The organism is Mesorhizobium sp. WSM4815 (assembly GCF_055811575.1).
This window is the reverse complement of sequence record NZ_JBVVQS010000100.1, coordinates 20,809-44,169: the sequence shown is the minus strand read 5'-3', so window position 1 is coordinate 44,169 and position 23,361 is coordinate 20,809. Positions and strand designations below refer to the sequence as shown.

Below are 23,361 nucleotides of genomic sequence, written 5' to 3'. Positions count from 1 at the left end.
GCTGCCTTTGTCTCCCAGCCCAGCCTGCTCCCAGGCGCTTATTTCCGCTTTCCGGGCTCCGAGCCGATGCTCTTGCGCAGCGCATCCATGATGTTGATCACGTTGCTGGCCGGTTGCTCGGCCTTGCCCTTCGCCTTGGCCGGACCCTTCTTGCCCTTCTTCTTCGAGGCAATGATCTCCAGCAGCCGCGCCTGGACCGGATCTCCGGTCATGGCGGGATCCCACTGCCTAGTTCGTTCATCGATCAGGGTCGAGACCATATCCATCAGTTTCGGATCGGGTTTGACGTCGTCGATCTTGCCAAAATAATCCTCGGGATCGCGAACCTCATCGCCATAGCGCAGTGTCCACAGCACGATGCCCTTGCCTCGTGGTTCAAGCATGACGGCGCGCTCGCGGCGGTACATGACCAGTCGCGATATTCCGACCGTCCCCGTCGATTTCATTGCGTCGCGAATGACCGAGAATGCCTCCTCCCCCACCGGGTCGTCAGGGGTGAGATAGTGCGGCTTGTCGTACCAGATCCAGCCGATGCTAGCATCGACAAACATGTCGATATCAATGGTACGCGTGCTCTCGAGCGCAACCGCTTCGATCTCGTCGTCCTCGAGCAGGACGTATTCGTCCTCGCCGCGCTGGTAGCCCTTCACCTCGTCGTCTTCAGCAACGGGCTTGCCGCTGACGGCATCGACATATTGGCTGACCACCCGATGCCCGCTCTTGCGATTGAGCGTATGGAACCGGACCTTCTCGCTCTCGGTGGTAGCGGGCGTCATCGCCACCGGGCAGGTCACCAGTGAAAGCTTCAGATAGCCTTTCCAGAAAGGACGTGGCGCCATCGAGCACCCCCGGCAGGAGTAAAACAGTCGAACGCAGCAGAGCGATCGATTGTTCCAGCAGCGATTTGATCGCGAACCGGGGGCCAATCGCATGGTTCGGCAATTTTTACCAAGGTGAGACGAAACAATTGCCTCCGATCGTCGTTTCGCCAGCAAGCTGAATTTGGGCGAGGAGGAGACCTGAACAGCACCGACGCCAAGGTCTCGGCCTTGGAGAGGTGAAGACCATGCGCTTTGACGCCTTGAGATTCAAAGATCGAACGGATGCGGGGCGCCAGCTTGCCGCCGCTTTGGCCAGGTTCGCGGCAACCGATCCACTGGTGCTGGCGCTGCCGCGCGGCGGCGTGCCGGTTGGCTTCGAAGTGGCGAAGGCACTCCGTGCCCGGCTCGACGTGCTGCTTGTGCGCAAGATCGGCGCGCCGGGCCATCCCGAATATGGCATCGGCGCGGTCGTCGACGGGGAAAATCCGCAGCTCGTCCTGAACGAGGAGGCGATGGCTTTGGTCCGGCCGTCAGACGAATACGTCGAAGCAGAGATGCGGCGGCAACTGCTCGAAATCGAACGTCGCAGAAACCTCTATCTCGGAAGCCGGCCTGCGGCTTCGGTCCTGGGCCGGACCGTCATCGTCGTCGATGACGGCATTGCGACCGGAGGCACGGTCAGAGTGGTGCTCAAGGCGCTAAGAAAGGATCGCGCCGCGCATGTCGTCCTGGCCGTCCCGGTCGCACCCCGGGACACGCTGGACCTCATCAAAGCCGATGTGGACGAAGTGGTCTGTCTCGCCACGCCTGAGCCGTTTGTTGCGGTGAGCCGGTATTATGAGGACTTCGAACAGACCACGGACGCGGAAGTGATCCGGCTGCTGCGTGAGGCAGAGCAGTTTGAGAGCAAATCGTCGACGCGATCTGCCGAAGGAGCACGCCATGGCTAGCAAGGACCGACAACCGATGGAGATCGTCGAGCGCGGCGATATTTCTGCGCGAACTCAAAATGACCAAATCGCGCCATCCAATAGAACCGCTCTTCAGTGGCGAATGGGCCTGAGCCATACGGCCCGTCCCCTAGTGCTTGCAGCCAACCTGAAACGACCCGGTCAGGGCCCGCGCCAACGGCAGTTGAGCCGTCAATCGCGCAAACGATTGGCAGCGTGATCCTGGCGCTGCTCAGTCGCGATCTGCCTGGAATCCAGGCCGCGTCGCTTCGTATGCTGGGCCTTGTCGCGGTTGGACAGGACTTTGTTTTCCTCGAGCTTGTCCTTTGGGGTGGTAGTCATGGCGCCTGCACCGGAACCCTTTCCCCGTGCACCCGCTCCGATGTGCTTCTTGCTACCTTTTGCCATGGGCTTGCTCCAATTCTTAGTCGTCGGGACGGTTCTTGTGATGAACGCTCTCCTGATTTTCTCCGCGAAGGATGTTGCGATCGTCAGGGTCAACGAGGTCGGGTGTCTTGGACCTGATTTCCGACCCCTTGCGCCGCGCTTCACGTCCCGCTGCTGATCGCTTCAGGTCAGCCTCTGCGTCGAAATCCTTGCCGGCGCCCTTCGTGTTCTCCCGCTTTTCAATGATGCGCAATTGCTGCTCATGGGTTCTGCGTCCAGCCATTGGTTTTCTCCAAGGTGCCTTGCGTTCGATTTTTTGAGGCCCAGATCGCTGGCGGAACTGTCCACTTCCGGTGATTGCAGTTGGCCACGGTCCTTGCCGAAGCGGACCAACCGTGCGCCACCACGATCTGAGCCTGTCCTTATGGCGATAATGGCAGGGCGGCGGGATCGTTCCGAGATGGCGGCCGAATAAACCGTCTATTCGCTCATCTGCTCCGGGCTGCTATCCGCATTTGCCATGATCCGTCAGTCTTTCTCCCCACGGTGTTCCGATGGAACATCAGAGCATCTCCGTCGTTCGGCGACTGATCGCCTATGTCCACGTATGGACGCCCCGCCGCAGCGAGCGCGTAAAGCTGCAAGAGGATGGACCGCACGATCAAGGACGCCACGGTCAAACGCTTCTACTACGAGAGCCACGATCAGCTCAGGTAACACCTCGCCGACTTCGTTGCCGCCTACAACTTCGCTCGCAGGCTCTAGACCCTCAAGCGCGATCCAACGGACTCGCGAGCAGGTTACGCCGCCCTGCGCCGAACTGGAACTCGGTCGGGCTTGAGCAGCTCGTATCGATCAAGGGATCAAAAACCCGCACATCTGGCGGAGTCCTGGATGATTTCGGCACATTCTTTCGAGCGCACGATGCGATGAAGGGCTGATCGGAACTTTGCTTCCGCATTCTTGGCAGCCGAGGTTGGTTGGAACATGTCGCCCCGAGTCGAACGCATCCACAGCGATGAGCGTCTCCCGGCCGAGGTCGACGTCGTCATCGTCGGCGGCGGCATCCTCGGCTCTACGGCCGCCTATTTCCTGGCGAAGCGTGGCCTCTCTGTGGCTCTGCTCGAGAAGGGCCACGTCGCGTGTGAACAATCGAGCCGAAACTGGGGTTGGTGCCGCCAGCAGAACCGCGATCGGCGTGAACTGCCGCTCTCGGTGATCTCCATGCGACTGTGGGACGAGCTGACGCGCGATATCAATCGGGACCTTGGATTTCGACGCTGCGGTCTCGTCTATGCCACTCACGACGAGGCTGTGCTCGCCGGCTGGGAAAGGTGGCGCGAGGTCGCCAGGGAGTACGAGGTCGACACCCGCATGCTGAGCCGGGCGGAGGTGGCCGAGCGCGTCCCCGAAGCGCGTGACAAATGGGTCGGCGGGACCTATTCGGACCGGGATGGTAAGGTCGAACCTGCGCTCGCCGCGCCGGCTATCGCCGATGGGGCCAGAGCTCTGGGCGCCACCATCCACCAGGAATGCGCCGCGCGGGCGCTCGACTTGGCCAATGGCAAGATTGCGGGCGTGCACACGGAGAAGGGCTACATCAGAACCAGCGCGGTGCTGTGCGCCGCTGGCGCCTGGTCCTCGCGCTTCCTTAGGCCGCTCGGGATCAGTTTCCCCCAAGCGAGCATCCGGCAGACCGCGCTGCGTTCCACCCCGACAATCAACATAGGCGAGGCGGTCTCCACACCCTACTGCACGATCACGCGCCGACTGGACGGCAGCTATACGCTTGCGATCAGCGGCAAGGCGAACCTCGAAATCACGCCCCAGGCCATCCGGTATAGCCGGGAATTCATGCCGCAATTCTTGCGTCGCTTGAAGAACGTCAGGCTCGGCATCGGCCAATCGTTCCTTTCGGGGCCGGATTCAATGCCGGCGCTGCTGACCAGCGACGATCGGATCTTCGAACAGAATCGGGTGCTGGATCCTCCACCCTTAAAATGGCTGGTAAGCCAAGTGGTGGAGAGTGTCCGGAAGACCTTCCCCCAACTCGGCGATATAGAGATCGATAGTGCCTGGGGCGGCTTCGTCGATTGCACGCCGGACGCAGTGCCTGTGGTGTCGCAGGTGGACGGGGTGAAAGGCCTCGTCCTCGCGGCGGGCTGCTCGGGCCACGGCTTCGGTCTGGGCCCGGGGCTTGGCTATCTGGCCGCAGAGCTTGTCGTAAACGACACGCCTTGCGTCGATCCTACACCGTTCCGCCTGTCGCGTCTGGTCGACGGCTCGAAGCTGGACATCGCCGCTATCTGAAGATCAGCCGGAAGTCAGGCCTGTCGCGCACCAAGCGAAGTCAAAGTGTCAGCAGACGGGTGAGCGGAATCCCCACGTTCCCTCGCAGTCAAGTCTCCGGGTGCATGAGCGCAACGTGGTAGGAGTTCCACCAGAATCCGCTCGGGAGAGCGCCGCGCTCATCGCGCTCGTCTTTGGCGCAGTTGGAACCGTCGCAGGAGTTCATTCTAGCGTTTTCTGCTTGTGCCGGTAAGGCGAATTGCTCGGCCCATACGCCGCGCCAGCGGCCGGGATGTTTGCCGCAACCTACACACGTGGCAGCGCAAACTTCAACGCCGTGGCCCTGCACTACGGCATCATGCGGGAGACCGGTTTCTACGGCGTGGGGTGTCGTCGACAACGTCTTAACCAACCTGTGGGTGCTCGCCCCCTGCGCGGGGCACGCACGGCTTTATCTCACCCAGCTCTTCCACAGGCGGAGCGGCCCCGCACCTCGTCCACGCCGAAGGCGTCAATCTCGGCGCCGCTTCTTACAAGCGCCCTCGCCCTGCTTCTCCCGGTTGTCCTTGGTCTGGGGCGGTCATTGGCCCGGGACAACACACTGGAGGCAACCATGCCCAACACCGCCGAGATCCTTGTCGACACATTTCGACGGCCGTGCGTTACAGGATTCCGCTCAAGCTTCTGGTGATCAAGAACAACATGCTCAACCAGATCGCCTGGGAGCAAATGATGTTCCTTGGCAACCTGCAATTTGCCTGCGAACTCCAGCCGATCGATTTCGCCCTGGCCGCGGAGGTCATGGGGGGAATCGGCTACCAGCGTCACCCGGCCTGAGGACGTCGATGGGGTTCTTGATGCCGCGTTTGCCGCGGAAGGCCCGGTGATCATAGAGGCGGTCGTCGACGCATATGAACCTATGCTGCCGCCGCGCATGCCGAACGAATATCGCAAGAACATGCGCACAGCCCTGCGGGAAACGCCGGGCCGCAAGGAGATCGAAGCAAACCTCGCTAGGGAGCCGCTGAAGACGATGATGGGCTGAGCTCCCTGGCCGGTCAGTCCTTGGTGTAGGCGCCTGGCTGGCGGCCGCTCTTCGGAGCCTTGGCGTCCTTGGAACGCTCGGCGATCGACGGACCGGCGCCGGATGTCTTTTCGGTCTCTGCACTGGGCGTAGACCGCCTGGGCGGGTCCTGCCCTTCGGATTGATGGGTTTTGTCCTCCACCTCGTCCCTTGACCGGGTCAGGCCCATGCCGCCGGCAGGCTTCTTGTTGCCGGCTGCCTCCTGCGAGAATTGATCCGACGCGTCGGCATCTTTCTTTGCCGGGTACTTTGTCGCGCCATGTTCGTAACGGGTCTCGTTTTTGTTCATAGCATTTCTCCGGTTTCACGGATTGTGGCTAAACACTCCTGTTGCGGTACCGCCGCCAGCGCTCCCGGCGGCGCATATGCGATGCGTGCAGCGCCCTGCGGCGCGGCTGCCGATTTTCGGCGACGCTCAGGCGTCCTGCGCCGGTCAGGCGTCCTGCCATGGCGCGTGCAGGATGTCGGCGCCCGGCTGCTCGTCGAACAGAACCGCGCAGCCGCGCGCCCACGCCACCGGCGACAGTGCGTTGGCCACGATTTCGTCCGGCGAGATGAAATCACCGGTCAGCACCCGCAACTCTTCGACGGCTTTGGCCATCGACACCAATCGCCCTGCGGCGCGGTCGGTGGTGCAGGCGTCGATGACGGAAACGAGATCGATCATTTGGAACTGGCCCATCATAGGCCTCCGCAAACAGCATCCCTTCGCAGCTATGAACGTCGCAACGATCTACAATGTTCCCGGCCGGCCGAACGCATACGCACTAAACCTGGTCTATCGCGTCTCTGAGCTTGCTCAGGAATGCCACCAGAGCATCCTCCGGCCGATCGGCCTCCTCGGTCAGCATGTCGATGCCCCAGCGTCCGAGAACCGCTTCCTGGACGACGCTCGGTTGCGGCATGAAGACGAATGATTTCGGACGATTCTTTTCATAACCGGACCGGCGCCAGGTTTCCCAAAGCCGATACAGCAACAGACGGATGTTCATGTCGGACATGCTGTAGCCGATGAACAGGACAGTGCGCCCCAGTGCGTCGGCGCGAAACTTCACATCCAACGGCGACTCGAACGACAGCCGCTCGAAATAGTCGGACTCCGCCAGGACGAGAGACGCGTCGTCGTCGAAATCGCCGTGGTATTTGATGATCTGGGTAACCTCGCCGTTCACCTTGGGGATATCCTTGGCATTGGCCACTTTCACGAACGCGCGGTCGTGGACTTCGAACGCAACCTCAAGGTTTCGATCATAGTTGGTGGTGTAGATGATCGGAAAATCGAGTGACACGATCAGCTTGTGGATCGCCGATCCCTTGACTTTTTCCCGCGAGACGCTCCATTCGCGATCCATCCAGCTGCGCAAGGGGCCGAGACTGCCATGCTTCAGCCGGTAATATTCGGCAAGAGCTTGGTAACTGGACTCAGGCCTGTCGACCACGTCTCGATCGAGGCCGAGTTCATCCACCATATGCTCGATGAGCTTCTCCCAGGATGGCAGGCCGACGCTCATCGACACCCCCGCCCCAACGAACAAGATCGCTCGTCGCTCTTTCACGGATTGAGCCAGTTGCTCAAGTGCAGACGGCATGGCCAACTCACCAGGCGATGATCCAACACAACTGCGAACGGCGCCCTCTGTTCCGGAGAAGCCGGATCACCGCCAAATCTGTTCAGAAATCGGGTCTGTCCGGCAAATGCTGCGCACACTGGAACCGCTGAGGCAGATCGAAGTTTGGTTGCCAAGGAGAGACCATGATGGCTGCACGACGAGATCAGACCAAAGCGAGAGGCTATATTCAGGCCGGGGGGACAAGGGATAAGACCCCGGGGTTCGACCCTGCCGCCGCACCTGAAGAGACCGACGCGGAAGCGGCAGATGTGCAAAATCCTGTCGCCGAGGCTCGTCCACGGCGACAGCCAGAGTTCACGAATGAAGCAAGCTTCGGCGATGCGATGCGGCCGGCAGGAAGCGAGCCTGATCTTCAGCCTGGCAAGAACTGGCCGGTGCTGGTGATTGCCGCAGTCGTTCTCGTAGCGGCCGCGGCCTTCGTGCTGGCAGCCATGCTGCGCTAGCAAGGTAGGTTTCGAGAGCTTATGGCCCCGAACATGAAACGGGCACAGGCACCCAAATAAATCGATTCACCAATTCACAAGCCACTCATGATCATTTTCCCGACTGCCAAAAGGCTCGGGTAATAGCCGCTGTACTTGGGCAGGCTACCGGGCACGTCCAGCACACGACGGTGATAGAATATATCCATCCGAACCGGCGGCAGCCGGGCCTCGGGCTCGAAATTGCTGGCCGGGATGAACATCACCTTGAACGGCCCGACGCCGGCAACCTCCACAACCGGCTTGCCGCAGGTCCGGCAGACCCCGCGATTGAAGTTCGGCGGCGGACGGTATTTCTTGAATGAAATATTGCCGGCGTTTTTCAGCACGACACCCTTGGCGCGAACGGCGACCACATCCGCGAACGGTTTGCCGTTGAAGGCCTGGCAGATCAAACAGTGGCACCGGAACCTGGCTTTCGGCAACGTATGCACCTCGAACGAGCAAGCGCTGCATTCGCAGGAGCCGCGTAGCACCAACGATGGGTCAATGGTCATGTGCTGATGCTCCTCGTTGTCATTGGGAAACGGAATTCCAATCGCCGAAGCTTCGATGTCCGAAATCGGCATTGATGGCATCTTCGATCGCTTTGCGGCGCCCGATTATCCTGACTCTGAACATGGCCAGATCAGCGCGTCTCTGCGCCAGCGAAGGCGCAGCATCATGCATGAAGGCAGCACGCTGGCCGGCGAGGAGACTGCCCAGCCGATCTGCATCGGTGATTTTTGCGATTGCGTTCATGGTCCGCTCCGATGTAGACAGAAGAAACTTACGCCCTGATGTAGTCCCTTAAGTAGCCAGTGTCAACAATGTATTCGCAAGAAACTTTGAGGTAGCATGCAGGACGCACCCAACCGCCCCTATCACCACGGTGATCTCCGCCGTGCGGTTATCGAGACGGCGTTGGATATGCTTCGGGAGGAGAAGGGCTGGCAGTTCACCCTGCGGGAAGTCGCCCGCCGGGCTGGCGTAAGCCACGCGGCACCCTACAAGCACTTTTCCGATAAGGCCGCGCTGCTTGCGGAGATCGCTATGATTGGGTTCGACCGGCTGCGCGAGTCCCTATCGGCAGCGAAGTCTGAAGCGCCGAAAACTCTGCGCGACGAAATTACTCCGATAGCTCGAGCCTACGTCGCGTTCGGAACGGACAATCCGGCTCTCTACCGCCTGATGTTTAGCGCGGAGGAGGGAAAAGCGGTGGGAATGCATCTCAATGAGCGGGCGCTGGCGGTATTCGACGTTCTCGTCGAAATCCTCCGGCGGGGACAGGCCGCGGGGAACATTCGCAAGCGGCCTATAAAAGGTCAGGCGGCAGCCGGCTGGGGGCTCATCCACGGCATGACCATGCTTGCGATCGATGGACTCCTGGTGCCCGAGAAGGTGGGATCGGCCCCCTTGGATGCGGCCTTGAGCACACTGTTGGAGGGGCTGGGAAACCCAGCACCACAACAATAGCTGGTGCCATCCCGCTCGCCCCGCCTACCGTATATCTGTGCCCTTTAATGTTCAGGGGCCTTATTCGTAGCCGAGGGCCAGGTCATTGTGAACATCTGTCGCGGCGATCGCAGCCTGGCCGAAGGCGACTGCGATCTGGTTCAGAGCCTTGACCAGGTCGCCGATGGCATACACCCCCTCGACCGAAGTCCGCTGATGCTTGTCGACGATGACATAGCCCTCGTCGCAGCATTTGACGCCCATTGCCAGCGCAAGGTCGGAACGCACCTGGCATCCCATCGCCGGATAGATGACGTCGAAATGGCGCACCTCGCCGTCCTTGAGGATGGCCTGGTAGCCGCTGTCGGTGGGAACAAACTTTTTGAATGCGTCGCAAATAGCAATGTTCTCTTCCGTGGCCACGCGTCGTGTGCTGGCGGAAAAATCTGGAAGATAGCGTGCGATCATTGTGACGTGCTGCGTATACTGCTTGAGGAACAAGGCCTCTCGCAGCACCTGCGCCTCGTGACCGATGACCGCGACCTGACGATCTATGACTTCGTAGCCGTCACAAACCGGGCAAAGGCGTACGCTGCCTTTGGCGATGGCCTCGCGCAGACGCGGAATTGCAGGCACGACATCGACGATACCTGTCGCCAGGAATACCTTTCGGGCGACGATCCGCCCGCCGTTGGTTTCGGCGCCGAACCCGCCTACGGTCGGCTCGACCGATGACGCGTGATCCTGGATCAGTGTCGCTCCGAACTTGGCGGCCTGGGAACGAAGCCGCTGCAGAAGATCGGGGCCGCTGATCCCTTCCGGAAATCCCGGACAGTTGCGGCTTTCCGCAATCAGCCTCGCGCGCGGTTCACCCGCGTCGACCACGACGACCCGATGACGGAACCTGGCGAGATAGACAGCCGCCGCCAGCCCCGCAGGTCCACCGCCAACGATGAGAACATCCGCTTCAGTCGCGGACGAGGCTGAATGTCGGCGTTTGCGCGCGGGTTGATCCATCCGCGCCGAACGCATTCATGGGAAAGATGTTCCAGCGCCGAAATCGAAGCCACGGCATCCAAAGCGCGTCGCAATTTGAACGGATTCATGTGACGCGCTATAAGTTGTTGTTTATGCATGTCGTTGTCGCAAAACCGCTGCGCACCCTCGGTTCAAGCCCGAGGGCATGCTTTCGCGTCATGCATTATCGCGGCAAGGCGTCACCACTCGATCGTCGGCCGCGCGATCATCAGCCAGAAAATCCCGAGGACGGCAGCAAAGGCGGGAAAGCCGAAGGCGAACCACAGCCGGAAAAGCCTGATATACCGGGCCGGCAGCGGGGTCCCCGTCTTGGCGGCTGCGGAAGCCAGATTGCGCATTTCCATCTGCATCCACACCACCGGCAGCCAGAACACACCGGTGACGATGTAGAGCGCAATGGACAGCACGATCCAGCCTTCGGAGAGCGAGTAGCCCGCCAACCAGGCGAGCGCGACGCCGGTTATCGGCTGCGCCACGACGGCGGTTGCCGTGAACAGAAAGTCGGCGACCACGACGATGCGCGCCACTGCCGCAATTGTTGCCGCATTGCCGGTCCTGTGGGCGAGAAGCATGAAGAAGGCGATGCCGGCGCCGGTGCCAAGCAGCACGCTGGCACCGATGACATGCAGGAACTTCAGCACGAAATAGAGCATCAGCGCTCCTCCAGGATCGCCAAGGCAACGAAGTGAAGGACGATGATCGGCAAGACTTTCAGGAATGGCCCAAGTGGTTCGTTCCACAGGTCCGGGCGCAGGAAAGTGCCCACGATCAGATAGAACAGCGACAGCGCGATGCCGGAGTAGAGACCTTTTCGCGCCGTTGGCCGCCAGGCTACGAGTGCGCCGACGACGATGTCGGCAAGAGCGCCGGCGATCACGGCCGGCGCCGACAATATGCCAGCCCCCGTGCTTTGCATGAGGTCGATGCCGTTGCCGTAGCCAGTGGTCAGCGACACAATCCCTGTCATGATCCAGAACAACGGCAGCACGACGAAGATTGCAGGCTTGGTGACATAAAGCTGGGCAAACCATTTTTCCTGCACCGTCGCAGGATTGAGCGCGAGGAACTGCGCCAGGCTTTGTGGCTGTATGCCGGTCAGGGAAATCCAGTCCGAGGGATCTCCGAGCGCCCCCCGTGCGATCTCCCTGGCGGCATTGGTGCGCATCGGAGGCCGCCAGCCGAGCATCGCGGCAAAATCGCCGAGGCGGTAGAGAATCCGCGCACCCCAGCCCGGCAAGACCAGCCTGGCTGCAGGAGCCCAGCCGAGCCAGCGGCGGAAAGTACCGATGATCTCATCCATGGTCAGCTGGTCGGGACCGGCAAGTTCCAGCGCCAGACGAGACGGACTGCCGGGATCGAGGAAGAAGAGCACAGTCGAGACCACATCATCCAGCTGCACGACCTGCAGCCGGCCGGTATCTGGCATTGACGGCAGGATCGGCAGCGAGGCCAAGCCGCGAAACAATGCACTGGCCCCAAACACGGGCCGGCCGAGCACCACGGAAGGGCGAAGGATTATCCAGTCCAGGTCAAGCGCCATCAGCGCCTGATCGCCGGCATATTTCGTCGCCGAGAACGACGAAGGCTGTGCCCGATCCACTCCCATTGCCGAGAAGTGGATCACCTTGGCAACGCCGGCCCGCGCGCAGGCGAGAAAAAGCGCCGCCGCCGCATCGCGATGAACTTGACCGGTCTTTTCGCGCGGGCTGTCCTGCAGAACGCCGGCACAGTTCACCACGGCATCGATGCCAGTCAGGTGCGGCAGCCAATCCTCAGGGCGAAGTGCTGCGGCCATATCCAGCACCAATGTCTGGTAATCGCGGGCTGCATTTGCCCGAGGGCTACGGGTGATGCCGACCACCTCATGTCCTTCGGAAACGAGGCGGGCGCAGATCGAAGCACCGATCAAGCCGCTGGCTCCAACAACGAGAATTCTCATCGGCCCCCGAGCTCCGGTAGCCACGAGATCGTCGCCGTTCTATTCGACGCGTATTTCCTCCACATCGTCGATGTTTTCCGGCGCTGCGAAAGCACATGTCTCTCGGCCAGCTGCTCCAGGTTTGACGATGACCATAGGCGTTCAATCCTCATTCCTGTACTCATGAATGAGACCAAGGATCTGCGAACGGACCAACTCGCGAGCCTCCGGCTGAACGAACGGCATCAAGAGTTCGACCCGTTCCTCGACGCTCTCGGGAAGATCCGCGGCAGGATCGACGAGGTCGTTGCCGTGCGCGTAGAGATTCTCCGTCAGTTTCTTATCAAGGTCGGAAAAAATACCCATTGATCTGCTCCAAACCAGCTTCTCTGCTTAATTGAAGGCTGACGAAAATGTTCCCAGGATGATCGATCCCAACAGCTGCTTCTCCGGCCGAAAGCGCTGGGATTGGTCCAGCTCCACTTGTCCGGGCGGCAAGGAATTCGGGCAGTATCTTAATGTGGGAGAATTAGAGAGACATTTGCGCGAGGTGCGAAAAAGCAACGCCAATACAGCTGATTAGTGACGACGTAGGTACTCTCGCAGATGTGGTATTGGCCGTCCGGCGATTCCTGCACACGGTCCCGTGGGATGTTGAAATTATGCGGCAAGTAAGTGTAACCACCGTCTATCCTGGACCGTACCGACGACCGAGGTATGGCGCGGCAATCAGAGCCACCGCAACACTTGAATTTCGTCAGTGGGTCAATCCTGTCCTCGTACCAATCATGGGCGCTGGCGGCAGTTGCGGTGGCGATACACATTGCCGTGAAGACGAGGCTTCGCATGGCGTTCCCCCAGGTATTTGGCAGGCGCTGCTCGTTCGAGCGTCTATGTATATTAGCGTACCATTAAAAATACCATTGGCCTCCGACCGACTGACGCAGCTCCAGCAAGCGACGCTCGCGCTGAAAGACCGCATGGGGTCAACCCTGCCAACAACCGGGAGTCGTCTCATTCGTTTCCGTGTCGGCCAAGCGCGGTGAGATTGCGTTGGATTAGGGCTAATGCGCGCTCCCGATTATTGCGGTAGGCGATTGCTGCAGGTCCGTTTGCAGCCCCACATTGAAATCCCGTCACACTTGTAACTCTCACCTCTCCGGCTGCCCGAGATAGCGTCTTTTTATCGAAACCGTGGAAACGGCGAATTCGACCGCAGGACCGGAAATGACGATGTTTGCAGCAAAAGAGAAAGCCACTTCGTTGCTCGGGCAGGCGGTCGGTTTTGCCCGCTGGCTCGGGCTCGCCGCCGCACCGACCTTTGCCCTGATGGCCTGGATTTCTACTGTCGGCTCGAGCATGACCATGTGCTCTGCCGCCCCGCCTTTCATGCCGATCAACGACATGGCCCTGATGTACCTGCTGATGAGCCTCTTTCACGTATCGCCGTGGCTGAAGCTCTTTTCCGCCCGTTCGCAGCACTGCAACACTTCCGTCGCCCAAACCCAAGGAGACTGACAATGCAACACGCTGTTGTTTCACGCGATAACTGGCTGACCGCCCGCCGGGACCTCCTGCGAGCGGAGAAGGAACTCACGCAGCTTCGCGACAAGGTCGCACGCGAGCGGCTCGCCTTGCCCTGGGTGCGTATCGACAAGGAATATTTGTTTGACACGCCGGATGGTCCGCGTGCGCTCGCCGATCTCTTCGACGGCCGCTCGCAACTTCTCATGCAACATTTCATGTTCGCACCGGGATGGAAGGAAGGCTGCCCGAGTTGCTCGTTGATGGCTGATCACACCGACGGCATGAACAAGCATCTGGCGCATCACGATGTAACCATGATCGCCGTCTCGCGCGCGCCGCTTGCCGATATCGAGCGCTATCGCAGACGTATGGGCTGGCAGTTCCGATGGGTGTCCTCGAACGGCAGTCCGTTCAACTACGATTTCCGGGTCAGTTTTACGCCCGAAGAGGTCGCCACCGGGCACATCGACTACAACTTCGGCGAATGGCGGGAAACCGGCGAGGAATGGCCTGGCCTGAGCGCCTTCTACAAGGATAAGGCTGGCACCGTCTTTCACACCTACTCCACCTACGGCCGCGGTGTGGAGGTGATGATGGGCACCTACGCCATACTCGACCTCATGCCAATGGGGCGCAACGAAGCTGAGGGAATGGACTGGGTGCGCCGCCACGACCGCTACGCGTAGGCCGGCGAATGACCCGGACGGAAAACGAGAAATTACCGTGGCATCTACAAGCCCGCTGCCCTGGAGCCATCAGCCTGGCTCCTCACGAATTTCCGATATCGCCGCCCTTGGGCCGGCGGGCCGACCAAACACTTCGCTGCTTGCGGCTTCGAGCTCGCTCAGAGATCTGGAGAGGGTCGCGCCCCAGACGACATGGACAGCCAGCATCAGAAGATTTCGGTAGGCGGGGTGCCGCCAGGCTGGCGCGAGGATATGGGCGGCGGGGATCCATCCGAGATAGCTGAGCGCCCACACGCCGAGGCCGTAAAGGATGCCGTTGCCACGGCGCATGGGCAGAAGCGCAAAAATCGAGCCGGTCAGCGCTCCAAAGCCGAAATGGGCAAGCAGCGTGCTTGTTCGCGCGTCCTGCTCGTCACCGGCGGTGGCGACACGCTCGACGATCTCGCGCGGTGGCAAAGGATAACGGTCCCGGTCGTCGAGCAACGGATGAAGGTGCCGCATGGCGATGGTCATCGCCAGCGTGGCCGCAAGTCCTGCCAGAGCTCCTGATACGATCCGCTGCAACACCTTCTCCCGCGATAATATGCCAAACGGCAGTTTGGCGCTGATGTTCCCGACTACCGCTGCGCGCGGGGTCGTAGGCGGCCACTCACCGCAAGAAAAGCGCGACGAGACTGGCCGAGCAACAATGCAGGAGACAGCTTGATGTTGCCGCGGGCGGGCTACTGCCTGGTCGGCGCCGTGTTGGCGTCGGCGATCGCTTGGCTTGCCAGTTCCGCCTTGATGTCGCGCGCCAGTTGCAGGTGCTCGAGCACGGTCGGCAAAATCTCGGAGGCGAAATGCTGAAGGTCGGCGTCCTGTCCCGACCCTATCTCCCATATGAGCAGCTGCACCGTCTTCTGGTGATCGGTGATCTGCCCGCTGATATAGGCAATATCAAACTTCAGCCCGTCGAGCTTTTCAAGCTCGGCCCGCTGCCGCTTGTGCTCCTCATCGAGCCCTTCCGGCAGCGGGATCTTGTGGGTCTCAGCGAGAGATTTCAGTCTCGCGTTCGCCGCCGAGTGGTCGTCGACCATGCGGCCGGCAAATGCCGTGACGGCGGAGTTGCCGGACTTTTTCGCGAGCTTGCCGAATTCGACCTCGGCTGCGCCGCCGGCGGCGGCCAGTTGCGCGAACAGCCGGTCCTGGTAGTTGGTCTGGTGAGGCGCCGGCTGGCCCGGCGCCTCCATCCTGGTATCCGGGGCCATGCCGGCCGGGTTTCCGATCTGGGCCATAAGGGGCGATGCGGAAAACAGCACCAACCCCAAAGCAGTTGCAAGAAGACGCATGAGAACCTCCTTCGAAGATGTGCCGGGATCGGTCGGCCTGCCTCGGTCAAAGCGCGAGCATATAGGCAACGAGGTTATTCTTTTCGTCTTGGGTGAGCTTGGTGCCGAGCACCAGGTTGAAAAACTCTACCGTATCGGCGAGCGTCATCAGGCGGCCGTCATGCAGATAGGGCGGCGTGTCCTTTATGCCGCGCAGCGTAAACGTCTTGATCGGCCCGTCCGGCAATTCCACCATGTCGTTGAAGGTCTGCCCCGGCTTGTAGAAGCGCTCCAGCTTCAGATCGTGCATGTTGTTGTCCATGAACGACGTTTGCGGCACATGACATTGCGCGCAGCGGCCCTTGCCCATGAACACGCGCTCGCCCGCCAGTTCCTGCTCGCTGGCCAAGGCGGGATCGAGCCGGCCGAACGGGTCAAGCTTCGGCGCGGGCGGAAAATCGATGATGTTCTGCATCTGCGCCATCATCGCCACCTGGTTTGGGCGATCGGGCAGGTTGACGCCCTTCCTGGTGGCGCTGACATGATCGCCGTTGAAGTATGCGGTGCGCTGCTCGAATTCGGTAAAATCCTCGACTGAGCGCAGCGACCGTTTCGACCCATGGATCTGCTGGTTGAACAGACCGCGCAGGCTGGTCGTGTCGAGACGGAAGCGCGCGGCCTGCGGCCTGACATCGGGCGTCAGATGAAAGGCAGCGTTGGTGTTGAAGTTGGCATGGCAATCGAGGCAGGTTACGCCCAGGCTTTGCGCCGCCACCTTGCGGTCCTCGGTCTGGTTGAATTCCTCTTGCGGGAATGGCGTCAGGAGTAGCCGCAGCCCTTCCATCTGAACCGGCGTGATGATGCCGTTCATGATTTCATAATAGTTGCGGATCGTCAGCAACTCGCCGCGGGAGACGTCGCCCAGCTCCGGATGGGTGGTCAGGAATATCGGTGACGGGAACTCTGGCGTAAGATGATCGGGAAGATCGAAATCGACGTCGAAGCGTCGGAGATCGCGCCCCTCCTGCCGGCCGATCTCACGAATTTCCTGTTCCGGAAAAACCTGTCCTCCGGTCGCCTGTTTGACGTGGGGCAGCGGCAAAAGACCATTGGGCAGCAGCTTGCGGTCACGTATCTCGCCAGGGCTCATCTCCGCCAGGCCCTGCCAGGTCTGGTCGTTCGCCAGCTTGACCCGGACGCCGTCCTGGACAGGTTTTGTCCCGCCCGACATCATTGTGCCTGGCATGGGGCGATCGGACAGGTCGTATCGCTCCTCCAGCAAAGCCCTCTGGCGTGCCATGACGCGCGGCTTCTGCGCTTCGTCGTCAGCCTTGACGGCGGAGAATGGACGGGCGGGCAACGGTCGGTAGGTTGTATCGGGCGGCAGTGGATCCGACAGTGCGCTGAGACTGGCGGCAACAACCACAAGAGCGCACGGAATGCCTGCATTCAACACTCTGCGCATTTTTCCCTCCCTGGCTGAAGTGCCCCGAACCGCGCTGCGCGTGATTTGTTCCACAGCCGGGATTGACCAGTACGGTGCATGCGTGCAGTGCCGGAAACTAGCGCGGCTCGCCTGGCGACTCCCGTTTGCCCCGCCTTGCCAGCGCTAGGCCGCCGATCAGCATCAGTGCACCCCAAACCAGGAACCCGATGTCCCAGTAGATCCACTGGTCCGGCGGGACGGTTTCGTTGACATGGTGGATGCCGAGAAGCTGGTGATTGATCACCCCTTCGACTAGGTTGAATAACCCGAAGCCCATCAGCATCGTCCCAAGCAACATCTTTCCCGACCACCAGAGATGAGATTTGTGAGCGGTGCGCCACAGCACGACCAAACCAAGCACGACGAAGATGTATGTGCCGGCGTGGAATAGGCCATCGAGAAGCGTGTTGAACCTAAGGTTCTCAACACTGTCGGCGGGATAGCCGGCGCTGGTCGCCATATGATGCCACTGGAGCAACTGGTGCAGCACGATTCCATCAAAGAACCCGCCCAGGCCAAGGCCCAGCAGAATACCTGCGGACGTCGGAAAACGGCGATGCTGCGAAGCCGTGGTCGCCATCCCTCTCTCCTTTGGCACCCCCAACTTCGGGCCAGGCCATGTGTTCCCTGCCCTGCCTGCGCCTTGGATATGCGTGCCTCACGTCGCAACCACGGCGCAACAATCATTAGCGGCGGGCTCACCGCCTAAACGACTTCAGCGTTTGCAACGCACCTTTCCTCGCGACAGGCTGCATCGCCGGCACGAGACTCCAGGCCTTGGGAGATCACTGAAAGACATCGGGCGGCGGATTGTCGACTGCATGCTTGGGGGCGGGCGTGGCGCCGAAGATCGACCCGACTAGTCCTCCTTCTTCAAATCTTCAGCTTCGTCCTTCAGCCGCTGCCAGTCTGCGCCGTGCTTGCGAAGCAATGCCCGCGCTTGTTTGGGCGTCACGCCTGTCACCTCCGCGAGGTGCTCAACTTCCAGTTCTGCACCCTTCTTAACTCGGCTCGCGTCGCTCGTACTCTTGACCGCCATCTGTTGCGTCCTCCTTGGCCCAAGGTAAGTGGCAACGAATGTTGAACGTTGTGGTTCCGCCCCTGTGGAACTAACTGCCAGCCGTGTAGTTCTACCGCCGAAGGAGATCTCAATGCTTCGACTTTTAATCAGTCTTGGCGCGCTGTACGCGGCATTTCAAATTGGCCGTGAGTTCGGCCGCACCGAAGCGCAGGTCATCCAGATTCCACCCGACGACCGTCGTCCGGCGCCTGGAAACGGGAAAGAGTTCGGCGAGCGGACCTAAGTGGTAGCCCCTAAAGGTTGCGCTATCTACGCGACATTGGCGCGAGCAAAACCAGTTACTCCTCGTCGCCGAAATCCAACGAGGACGCATCCTGCCTCGGAACAATGCCGCGGTGATGTGGTTTTGAGATGACCTACAACGAAACGACCAACCCCGTCCTAACTGGTATCAGGGGGCGTTGCCCGCGCTGCCAACAGGGGCATCTGTTCAGCACCTATCTCAAGCTGGCGCGGAGTTGCGGTGTATGCGGCTTGAATTTCTCGTTCGCCGATCCGGCTGACGGCCCGGCCTTCTTTTCCATGTCGATTGTGGCATTCCCGGCGCTGGCTTTCGCACTATGGTTTCAGCTCACGTATGAGCCGTCCTACTGGATGCATGCGCTCACAACCTTACCCCTCACCGTTGGAGCGTGTGTTGCATTGCTAAGGCCGCTCAAAGGCTGGCTAGTTTGCTCGCAGTACTTCCACAAGGCTGAGGAAGGCTCCATCGACCGAGAATGGCATGCAGCCGAAGCTGAGCGCCAACGGCAGCAGCCGCCGAACACGTGAAGTGTATTGGCCAGGAGCTAGCTGATACACAGCGCAGAATCATGTCATGTCGGATATGGTCATGCTCGCCGCGGAGGTGCTTGATATGCAGCTTCACCGCCTCCGGCCCACTGCTTCGCCTTGCCGTTCTTCAACTCTTTGGGTAAACCGGCGTTGTCCTGAAGCCTTACCGTCGATAGTCGCATTCTCGATCTCGAGTTCACTGGCGGTTTCGATGAGCAGTGTATTTGCGCGCCCAATCTGCATCGGTTTTCCTGAAGACCAGGGTAGGCACGTTCGGAACAATCCGCCATCCGCCGCTCAGAGAAGTCCAGAGCAATTGGCAGGGCTCGCGAGGACCAAACGTGGCGAATTATCTGACGCTGCCTACGACTACATCGAAGGGTCGGATCAGGGTGGTCGTGGACCGAGCACCAGCCGCTGCAGCCTGTAATCAAACTGCGTCTTGAGACAGCCGCCGATGATTGAAGAGCGCCAGGTGCAGCGTAGCTATTACGACTTCTTGATCTTCCAATTCCTCTTCGGTTTCGGTGCCGGTGCTGGAGGAAGAGCGGTTTCAGTCCTCAGTCGTTGTTCCCGAAGCCGAGCCGTCTTTGCGTCTCGTGCCGCGCGCTCGACCTCGATCAATTCTCGCGCAGCATCCGACGTGCGCTCTTTTCTGTCTTGTTTTTCTTTGTCGGTGAATGCTTGTCTTTCCCGCATTGATCTCCCCGATCCGACAGCACAGCGCTTTGTTGCCGCACCGAACTATTGTCGCCAGATCGGGTTCCACCGGACAGCAAAAAAACAGCCGCCTCCTCCCACACGGGCTACATCCATTCCCAAAGCGCACGAACGCGATCGTGCTTTCGTTCAATCGATTTTCACGTGACAGAGATGTTAGGCTCGAACAGGAGCTGCCGCGGGCTTGGCGCCCGACCGGCCAGCACCGGCGACAAAGGCGCGCCGCCGTTGTCCGAAGGCGCGTTCTCTCTCAACTAGGCAGCTTCCTGCATCGCTCTCTCGTTGACGCTGGTCTCTCCAAGCTGCGTTAGCGCTTCGTCAGTCGCCTTTTCCTCTTCGAGCGTCTCCTCGAGCAGCGGCACGGCATCCTTTAGGCCGAGCAGTCCGGCCCAGGTGATCAGGGTGCCATAGCGGGCGATCTCATAGTGTTCAACCTCTTGCGCCGCCGCCACAAGACCAGCGTCCAGAGCTGGAGCTTCCTTGAATTCCTCCAGTATCTCCTGTCCTTCCTCAATGATGCCGTCGATCGCGGGACATGTCTTGCCTTGTGCCCGTTTGCCGAAAATCTCGAAGACCTGCTGCAGCCGTTCGATCTGCGCCTCCGTCTCGTCGCGGTGCTTTTCGAATGCGGCGGTCAGTTGGTCGGATTCGGCACCCTTCGCCATCTTCTTCAGCGCAGCCAGGATTTTGCGCTCTGCGTAGTAGACGTCCTTCAGTCCGTCGTGGAAAAGATCTTCGAGGCCCTTGGCCTTGCTTTGCGATTCCTTTTTCGTAGCCATCGTCGTCTCCGAGTGTGAGAAACGCGTGTCTGGTGGCACGCGCAGCTTTAACCAAAGTGGGTGCTGTTTGTTCCTTCGGGCCGATCGGCAATCCACGGTCCTCATAGTGCCGAACACGAAACTTTCTTAGACCACGGCAGTAACCGTCTTCGAGCGGGTGGAGGGTCCAATCGCCCGGGTCGATTGAGCGAGCTGACCGGGGATCACATAGATCCGGTTCCGTTTGATCGCCTTCACGACTTCCGATTCCAACTGTGCGCAACACTGAATCATGCTCGCCAGTTCGCTCTTGTGCTCGGCATCGGGATGCTGACAACATAGACGAGTCCGCTGTCGGGTGCGCGTCGGGAATAAATTTTCGGAAGTGCGGCTATGCCGCCGGCCGATGCGCCTATCCGACAAAACGGGACACCGAGCATCCTTCCCTGCAGCGTGTTGGCGAGGCCGGATCAGTTTTGCTTCGTCGTCGCGCCATTCTCTGCAACTATGCCACGCCTGCTTTCGAGAATTCGTTCGATCACTTCGGCGTCCGCTTCGTATTCTCTCGACCGTTCCTGCAGCTTTGCCGCCATGTCAACGCGCGCCAACTCACTTTCCCGGTCGGCCATTCGCCGGGTGAATGCCGCCCGCTGCTGATGCGCGCGCAGCAAGCTCCACAATAAAAGGTCAGTCTCGGCCGACTGGGCCTCGAGCACCGCGTCCGACGTGAAGGCATGCCCAGTGTGGCATCGGTAGCGAAGCATGTCGCCGTCCTCGATCTCCCACAGAGGACCGTGGCACTCCGGACAAACAAACAACGAACGTTCGCCGAGACGATCTTCATTCGACATAGCGGAGTGCTCCTGAGCTGCAACGGCCGCCTCCAGCCGGACTCCCGGTGGAATAGGAAGCGTCTCGCCGGCGGGCTCGGAGGCCAACCGGGCCAACAGGTCGCCCATTCCGACGATCGGCACGCAATGATCGATTTCGACATGGCGCTGGGCGCTCCGAACCATGTCTGGGACGGCCGCGTCTTGCGGGTCCTGGATCACTGTTACTCCCCCGACGGCCTTGATTGCCCGGAGACCCGAAGTGCCGTCGGACAAGCTGCCGGAGAGGAGGACGCCAATGACCCGAGCTCCATAGCTGCATGCGGCCGACCGGAAGAGAGGATCGATCGCCGGCCGGGCGAGATTTTCGCGAGGGCCCCGCCGGAGCAGCATGTGATCGTGGTGAAGCAGCAGATGGAAACCGGGTGAAGCCACATAGATGCGCGCCCGCTCGAACTGCTCCCCGCTCTTCGCCTTGATCGCCTTGAGAGGGCCAGCCCGACCAAGGATCTCCGGGAGATAGCTCGTCTGGCCCACGTGGAGCACCACGAAGACAGCAGCGGTAAGATCGGGCGGTAGATAGGTCGCGAGCCGCTTCAGTGCCTCGACGCCGCCGGCCGAGGCTCCGACCACGATGATGCAGCGATTTCGAGAGCTCATCCCTTCGATCTTCTCGGGCAATTCTGAAATGCGGCCCTGATCGTTCGAAGCTTGACCCGACCTGTGTCCAACATTGCTCATACACTGCAACGAATCCGAGAGTGACTGCGTTCCGTTGTCGACGTAAAGGAACAAGCCGCAACACATTCAGTTTGGCAGCGGAGACAAACGGAGCGTTTAAATTGCCCGATCCGTAGAGCAGGTTTTCGAAGACCATCTGAGGCCCCGCGCCGCAGGCGATCTCGAGGAGGATCCCAGGCGCAACCATGCTGAGGATCGTCCTCTTGACTGCCAATTCGAATCTGGTTGGCCATGATGCCGTCCGACTGTCATCCATTACCTGCGCGACCAATTGCCCGAAGGTGAGTTCAACCACGTCTCAAATAAGTTCGTTGTCCTTTTGCCCTGCTGACCTGGTCTGCCACTTCGTCAAGATTCGACGCCACCGACGGCGCTGGCAGCTTCGTCATCCAGGACAGCAAGATTGTGTTCCAATCCATTCACTACAGGTTGGAAGCTGTGGCTGGGCGAAGCGCACGCGATAATCACCGGAAGTGACGCCCAATAAGCCTCGTCCAGCAGTGGCGCAACCGGCCGGCAACTTTGTGAGGGGATCCACTTGCCATCAAGTTGCCATCGTGCGTTTTGCTCAGCACTTTCCGGAGGAATGCGAGCGATTGAGGCGGCGCGCAAGCGGCCATTTCGCTGCATGTCGCGAAACGTGACCCGCCCGGTGTCTGTGCACGAAAGAAAGTCCGCGCCCTTCGGGAAAAAGGACGCGGGCTCATCGGGAGTCATCCATGTCGCAGCTGCACGAATGAAACTTTCAGTCCGCGCCGAAGTTCCACACGGAAACAAAAAAGGCCCGCCGCGCATTTAGCCGCGCCGCTCCACGGGCCACCCAACAAAAACAAGAAGCCCGCGGCCCGAGGGAATGGGAAGGACGCGGGCTGATCGGAGAGGGGTTCATCACAAGGTCAAAGTGCTGCCCGACCCAAACGAAAGACAAACCGCCTGCTGACAAGCCCGTCCTAACGGTCGTCTCGCAAAGAAGCTCTACTCGTCCGCCCTTCTGCCATGCAATTTGCCACAATCCGAGACGCGAGCACTTCACGTCGTTTTCCAGATTGAGCCTCGACCTTTGGCCAGTCGAACATGCGGCCCAGTAGCGCCATTCGGAGGGGCGGGACGCACCGCTCCTTCAGCTTTCGGTGATCGCCAAGGCACCTGCGCCCCTGCCAACCGCCACAACCTGCCCTCGGTCTATTCAGCCAAGCCTCCTCGACCGTCTCCCCGAATTCCAGGTCGGAAGAATAAAAGAGCGTCCGCAACCGGGAGCGATCACGGCTGAGTTCTGGAGGAACGAGTTCCAGAACCGCTATCCCGTCCAAGACTCCAGCCGCCTGCTTGCCACGTGGTGAGTTCGCCTTTGGACTTGGCCCGTCGTTCAGGAACAACAACGCCCAAGCCAAGTTTGGTGGTCCAGGAGGTAACGACA

General features: G+C 60.4%; 29 protein-coding genes and 1 pseudogene. 11 read left to right on the top strand and 19 right to left on the bottom strand.

The genetic code is table 11. The features are described from left to right. Positions 1 to 38: 38 nt before the first annotated feature. On the bottom strand, positions 39 to 839 hold the full coding sequence (ku, locus tag AC0L2B_RS25545) for a non-homologous end joining protein Ku (protein WP_473747282.1): 801 nt from the start codon (positions 837 to 839) through the stop codon (positions 39 to 41). A gap of 227 nt (positions 840 to 1,066) precedes the next feature. Here ku and AC0L2B_RS25540 point away from each other — a divergent pair, with 227 nt between their 5' ends. Continuing rightward, a complete protein-coding gene (locus AC0L2B_RS25540; RefSeq protein ID WP_473747281.1) occupies positions 1,067 to 1,771 on the top strand; it encodes a phosphoribosyltransferase in 705 nt (234 codons plus the stop codon). Positions 1,772 to 1,963: 192 nt separating this feature from the next. Here the strand turns inward: AC0L2B_RS25540 and AC0L2B_RS25535 are convergent, their stop codons facing one another. Together AC0L2B_RS25535 and AC0L2B_RS25530 are read right to left on the bottom strand one after the other, a co-directional pair. Then, positions 1,964 to 2,179, bottom strand: a complete 216-nt coding sequence (locus AC0L2B_RS25535; protein ID WP_287345181.1) for a hypothetical protein — start codon at positions 2,177 to 2,179, stop codon at positions 1,964 to 1,966. A gap of 16 nt (positions 2,180 to 2,195) precedes the next feature. Continuing rightward, entirely contained in the window at positions 2,196 to 2,441 is a 246-nt protein-coding gene (locus tag AC0L2B_RS25530) for a hypothetical protein (RefSeq protein WP_473747280.1), read from the bottom strand. A 704-nt stretch (positions 2,442 to 3,145) separates the two neighbouring features. Here AC0L2B_RS25530 and AC0L2B_RS25525 point away from each other — a divergent pair. Together AC0L2B_RS25525 and AC0L2B_RS25520 are read left to right on the top strand one after the other, a co-directional pair. Next, positions 3,146 to 4,468: an NAD(P)/FAD-dependent oxidoreductase gene (locus AC0L2B_RS25525; RefSeq protein ID WP_473747279.1), complete on the top strand. Its 1,323-nt coding sequence runs from the start codon at positions 3,146 to 3,148 to the stop codon at positions 4,466 to 4,468. Between the two features lie 627 nt (positions 4,469 to 5,095). Further along, positions 5,096 to 5,492 (top strand): annotated as a pseudogene (locus AC0L2B_RS25520) (thiamine pyrophosphate-dependent enzyme); the annotation flags it as partial. 13 nt (positions 5,493 to 5,505) lie between these two features. On the opposite strand, the gene AC0L2B_RS25515 reads toward AC0L2B_RS25520, so the two are convergent. The 3 genes from AC0L2B_RS25515 to AC0L2B_RS25505 form a co-directional block, all read right to left on the bottom strand. Continuing rightward, positions 5,506 to 5,820, bottom strand: a complete 315-nt coding sequence (locus AC0L2B_RS25515) for a hypothetical protein (protein ID WP_473747278.1) — start codon at positions 5,818 to 5,820, stop codon at positions 5,506 to 5,508. Positions 5,821 to 5,964: 144 nt separating this feature from the next. Next, on the bottom strand, positions 5,965 to 6,213 hold the full coding sequence (locus AC0L2B_RS25510; RefSeq protein ID WP_023801331.1) for a hypothetical protein: 249 nt from the start codon (positions 6,211 to 6,213) through the stop codon (positions 5,965 to 5,967). Positions 6,214 to 6,298: 85 nt separating this feature from the next. Next, positions 6,299 to 7,120 (bottom strand): SIR2 family NAD-dependent protein deacylase, encoded by an 822-nt coding sequence (locus AC0L2B_RS25505; protein WP_473519930.1) that lies wholly within the window; start codon positions 7,118 to 7,120, stop codon positions 6,299 to 6,301. A gap of 167 nt (positions 7,121 to 7,287) precedes the next feature. Between AC0L2B_RS25505 and AC0L2B_RS25500 the strand changes: the two genes are divergently transcribed. Further along, the gene (locus AC0L2B_RS25500) at positions 7,288 to 7,605 is read left to right on the top strand and encodes a hypothetical protein (protein WP_473747277.1); all 318 of its coding nucleotides are present in this window, start codon (positions 7,288 to 7,290) and stop codon (positions 7,603 to 7,605) included. Positions 7,606 to 7,679: 74 nt separating this feature from the next. On the opposite strand, the gene AC0L2B_RS25495 is transcribed toward AC0L2B_RS25500, so the two are convergent. Beyond that, positions 7,680 to 8,213 carry a GFA family protein gene (locus AC0L2B_RS25495; protein ID WP_473747276.1) on the bottom strand — a complete coding sequence of 178 codons (534 nt, stop codon included), beginning with the start codon at positions 8,211 to 8,213 and terminating at the stop codon, positions 7,680 to 7,682. On the opposite strand from AC0L2B_RS25495, the gene AC0L2B_RS25490 reads away from it, so the two are divergent. Both AC0L2B_RS25490 and AC0L2B_RS25485 read left to right on the top strand, forming a co-directional pair. Beyond that, positions 8,197 to 8,424: a hypothetical protein gene (locus tag AC0L2B_RS25490; protein WP_473747275.1), complete on the top strand. Its 228-nt coding sequence runs from the start codon at positions 8,197 to 8,199 to the stop codon at positions 8,422 to 8,424. The two genes, AC0L2B_RS25495 and AC0L2B_RS25490, sit on opposite strands and share 17 nt — an antisense overlap. Before the next feature lie 57 nt (positions 8,425 to 8,481). Then, on the top strand, positions 8,482 to 9,099 hold the full coding sequence (locus AC0L2B_RS25485) for a TetR/AcrR family transcriptional regulator (RefSeq protein WP_473747274.1): 618 nt from the start codon (positions 8,482 to 8,484) through the stop codon (positions 9,097 to 9,099). 60 nt (positions 9,100 to 9,159) lie between these two features. On the opposite strand, the gene AC0L2B_RS25480 is transcribed toward AC0L2B_RS25485, so the two are convergent. The 4 genes from AC0L2B_RS25480 to AC0L2B_RS25465 all read right to left on the bottom strand — a co-directional run bounded on the left by AC0L2B_RS25480 (position 9,160) and on the right by AC0L2B_RS25465 (position 12,400). Beyond that, on the bottom strand, positions 9,160 to 10,095 hold the full coding sequence (locus tag AC0L2B_RS25480) for an NAD(P)/FAD-dependent oxidoreductase (RefSeq protein ID WP_473747273.1): 936 nt from the start codon (positions 10,093 to 10,095) through the stop codon (positions 9,160 to 9,162). Between the two features lie 200 nt (positions 10,096 to 10,295). Continuing rightward, positions 10,296 to 10,769, bottom strand: a complete 474-nt coding sequence (locus AC0L2B_RS25475; protein ID WP_473477160.1) for a DUF2269 family protein — start codon at positions 10,767 to 10,769, stop codon at positions 10,296 to 10,298. Next, positions 10,769 to 12,055: an SDR family oxidoreductase gene (locus AC0L2B_RS25470; RefSeq protein ID WP_473747272.1), complete on the bottom strand. Its 1,287-nt coding sequence runs from the start codon at positions 12,053 to 12,055 to the stop codon at positions 10,769 to 10,771. The genes AC0L2B_RS25475 and AC0L2B_RS25470 overlap by 1 nt, the downstream gene beginning before the upstream one ends. Positions 12,056 to 12,196: 141 nt before the next feature. After that, on the bottom strand, positions 12,197 to 12,400 hold the full coding sequence (locus AC0L2B_RS25465) for a hypothetical protein (RefSeq protein WP_023801320.1): 204 nt from the start codon (positions 12,398 to 12,400) through the stop codon (positions 12,197 to 12,199). Between the two features lie 867 nt (positions 12,401 to 13,267). Between AC0L2B_RS25465 and AC0L2B_RS25460 the strand changes: the two genes are divergently transcribed. Further along, positions 13,268 to 13,552, top strand: a complete 285-nt coding sequence (locus AC0L2B_RS25460) for a hypothetical protein (RefSeq protein ID WP_473747271.1) — start codon at positions 13,268 to 13,270, stop codon at positions 13,550 to 13,552. A 2-nt stretch (positions 13,553 to 13,554) separates the two neighbouring features. Further along, positions 13,555 to 14,247 (top strand): DUF899 domain-containing protein, encoded by a 693-nt coding sequence (locus AC0L2B_RS25455; RefSeq protein ID WP_473747270.1) that lies wholly within the window; start codon positions 13,555 to 13,557, stop codon positions 14,245 to 14,247. A gap of 69 nt (positions 14,248 to 14,316) precedes the next feature. Here AC0L2B_RS25455 and AC0L2B_RS25450 read toward each other — a convergent pair whose 3' ends face one another. The 5 genes from AC0L2B_RS25450 to AC0L2B_RS25430 all read right to left on the bottom strand — a co-directional run bounded on the left by AC0L2B_RS25450 (position 14,317) and on the right by AC0L2B_RS25430 (position 18,079). Then, a complete protein-coding gene (locus tag AC0L2B_RS25450) occupies positions 14,317 to 14,811 on the bottom strand; it encodes a hypothetical protein (RefSeq protein WP_287216970.1) in 495 nt (164 codons plus the stop codon). A gap of 158 nt (positions 14,812 to 14,969) precedes the next feature. Next, complete coding sequence (locus tag AC0L2B_RS25445; protein ID WP_473747269.1) at positions 14,970 to 15,575, bottom strand: DUF4142 domain-containing protein; 606 nt, start codon at positions 15,573 to 15,575, stop codon at positions 14,970 to 14,972. Between the two features lie 46 nt (positions 15,576 to 15,621). Continuing rightward, entirely contained in the window at positions 15,622 to 17,019 is a 1,398-nt protein-coding gene (locus AC0L2B_RS25440; protein WP_473747268.1) for a cytochrome B6, read from the bottom strand. A gap of 97 nt (positions 17,020 to 17,116) precedes the next feature. After that, the gene (locus tag AC0L2B_RS25435; RefSeq protein ID WP_473509753.1) at positions 17,117 to 17,620 is read right to left on the bottom strand and encodes a DUF2243 domain-containing protein; all 504 of its coding nucleotides are present in this window, start codon (positions 17,618 to 17,620) and stop codon (positions 17,117 to 17,119) included. Between the two features lie 279 nt (positions 17,621 to 17,899). After that, positions 17,900 to 18,079 (bottom strand): DUF3606 domain-containing protein, encoded by a 180-nt coding sequence (locus AC0L2B_RS25430; protein WP_128247528.1) that lies wholly within the window; start codon positions 18,077 to 18,079, stop codon positions 17,900 to 17,902. A gap of 112 nt (positions 18,080 to 18,191) precedes the next feature. Between AC0L2B_RS25430 and AC0L2B_RS25425 the strand changes: the two genes are divergently transcribed. From AC0L2B_RS25425 to AC0L2B_RS25415, 3 genes are all read left to right on the top strand, one after another. Beyond that, complete coding sequence (locus AC0L2B_RS25425; protein WP_473509751.1) at positions 18,192 to 18,344, top strand: hypothetical protein; 153 nt, start codon at positions 18,192 to 18,194, stop codon at positions 18,342 to 18,344. A gap of 128 nt (positions 18,345 to 18,472) precedes the next feature. Beyond that, positions 18,473 to 18,892: a DUF983 domain-containing protein gene (locus AC0L2B_RS25420; RefSeq protein WP_473747267.1), complete on the top strand. Its 420-nt coding sequence runs from the start codon at positions 18,473 to 18,475 to the stop codon at positions 18,890 to 18,892. Between the two features lie 460 nt (positions 18,893 to 19,352). Beyond that, the gene (locus AC0L2B_RS25415) at positions 19,353 to 19,763 is read left to right on the top strand and encodes a hypothetical protein (RefSeq protein WP_473519923.1); all 411 of its coding nucleotides are present in this window, start codon (positions 19,353 to 19,355) and stop codon (positions 19,761 to 19,763) included. A 106-nt stretch (positions 19,764 to 19,869) separates the two neighbouring features. Here AC0L2B_RS25415 and AC0L2B_RS25410 read toward each other — a convergent pair whose 3' ends face one another. The 3 genes from AC0L2B_RS25410 to AC0L2B_RS25400 form a co-directional block, all read right to left on the bottom strand. Beyond that, positions 19,870 to 20,394 (bottom strand): YciE/YciF ferroxidase family protein, encoded by a 525-nt coding sequence (locus tag AC0L2B_RS25410; protein ID WP_473519922.1) that lies wholly within the window; start codon positions 20,392 to 20,394, stop codon positions 19,870 to 19,872. 449 nt (positions 20,395 to 20,843) lie between these two features. Then, positions 20,844 to 21,944 carry a chemotaxis protein CheB gene (locus AC0L2B_RS25405; protein ID WP_473747266.1) on the bottom strand — a complete coding sequence of 367 codons (1,101 nt, stop codon included), beginning with the start codon at positions 21,942 to 21,944 and terminating at the stop codon, positions 20,844 to 20,846. Positions 21,945 to 22,292: 348 nt separating this feature from the next. After that, complete coding sequence (locus AC0L2B_RS25400; protein WP_473747265.1) at positions 22,293 to 22,661, bottom strand: hypothetical protein; 369 nt, start codon at positions 22,659 to 22,661, stop codon at positions 22,293 to 22,295. Positions 22,662 to 23,361: the final 700 nt, after the last annotated feature.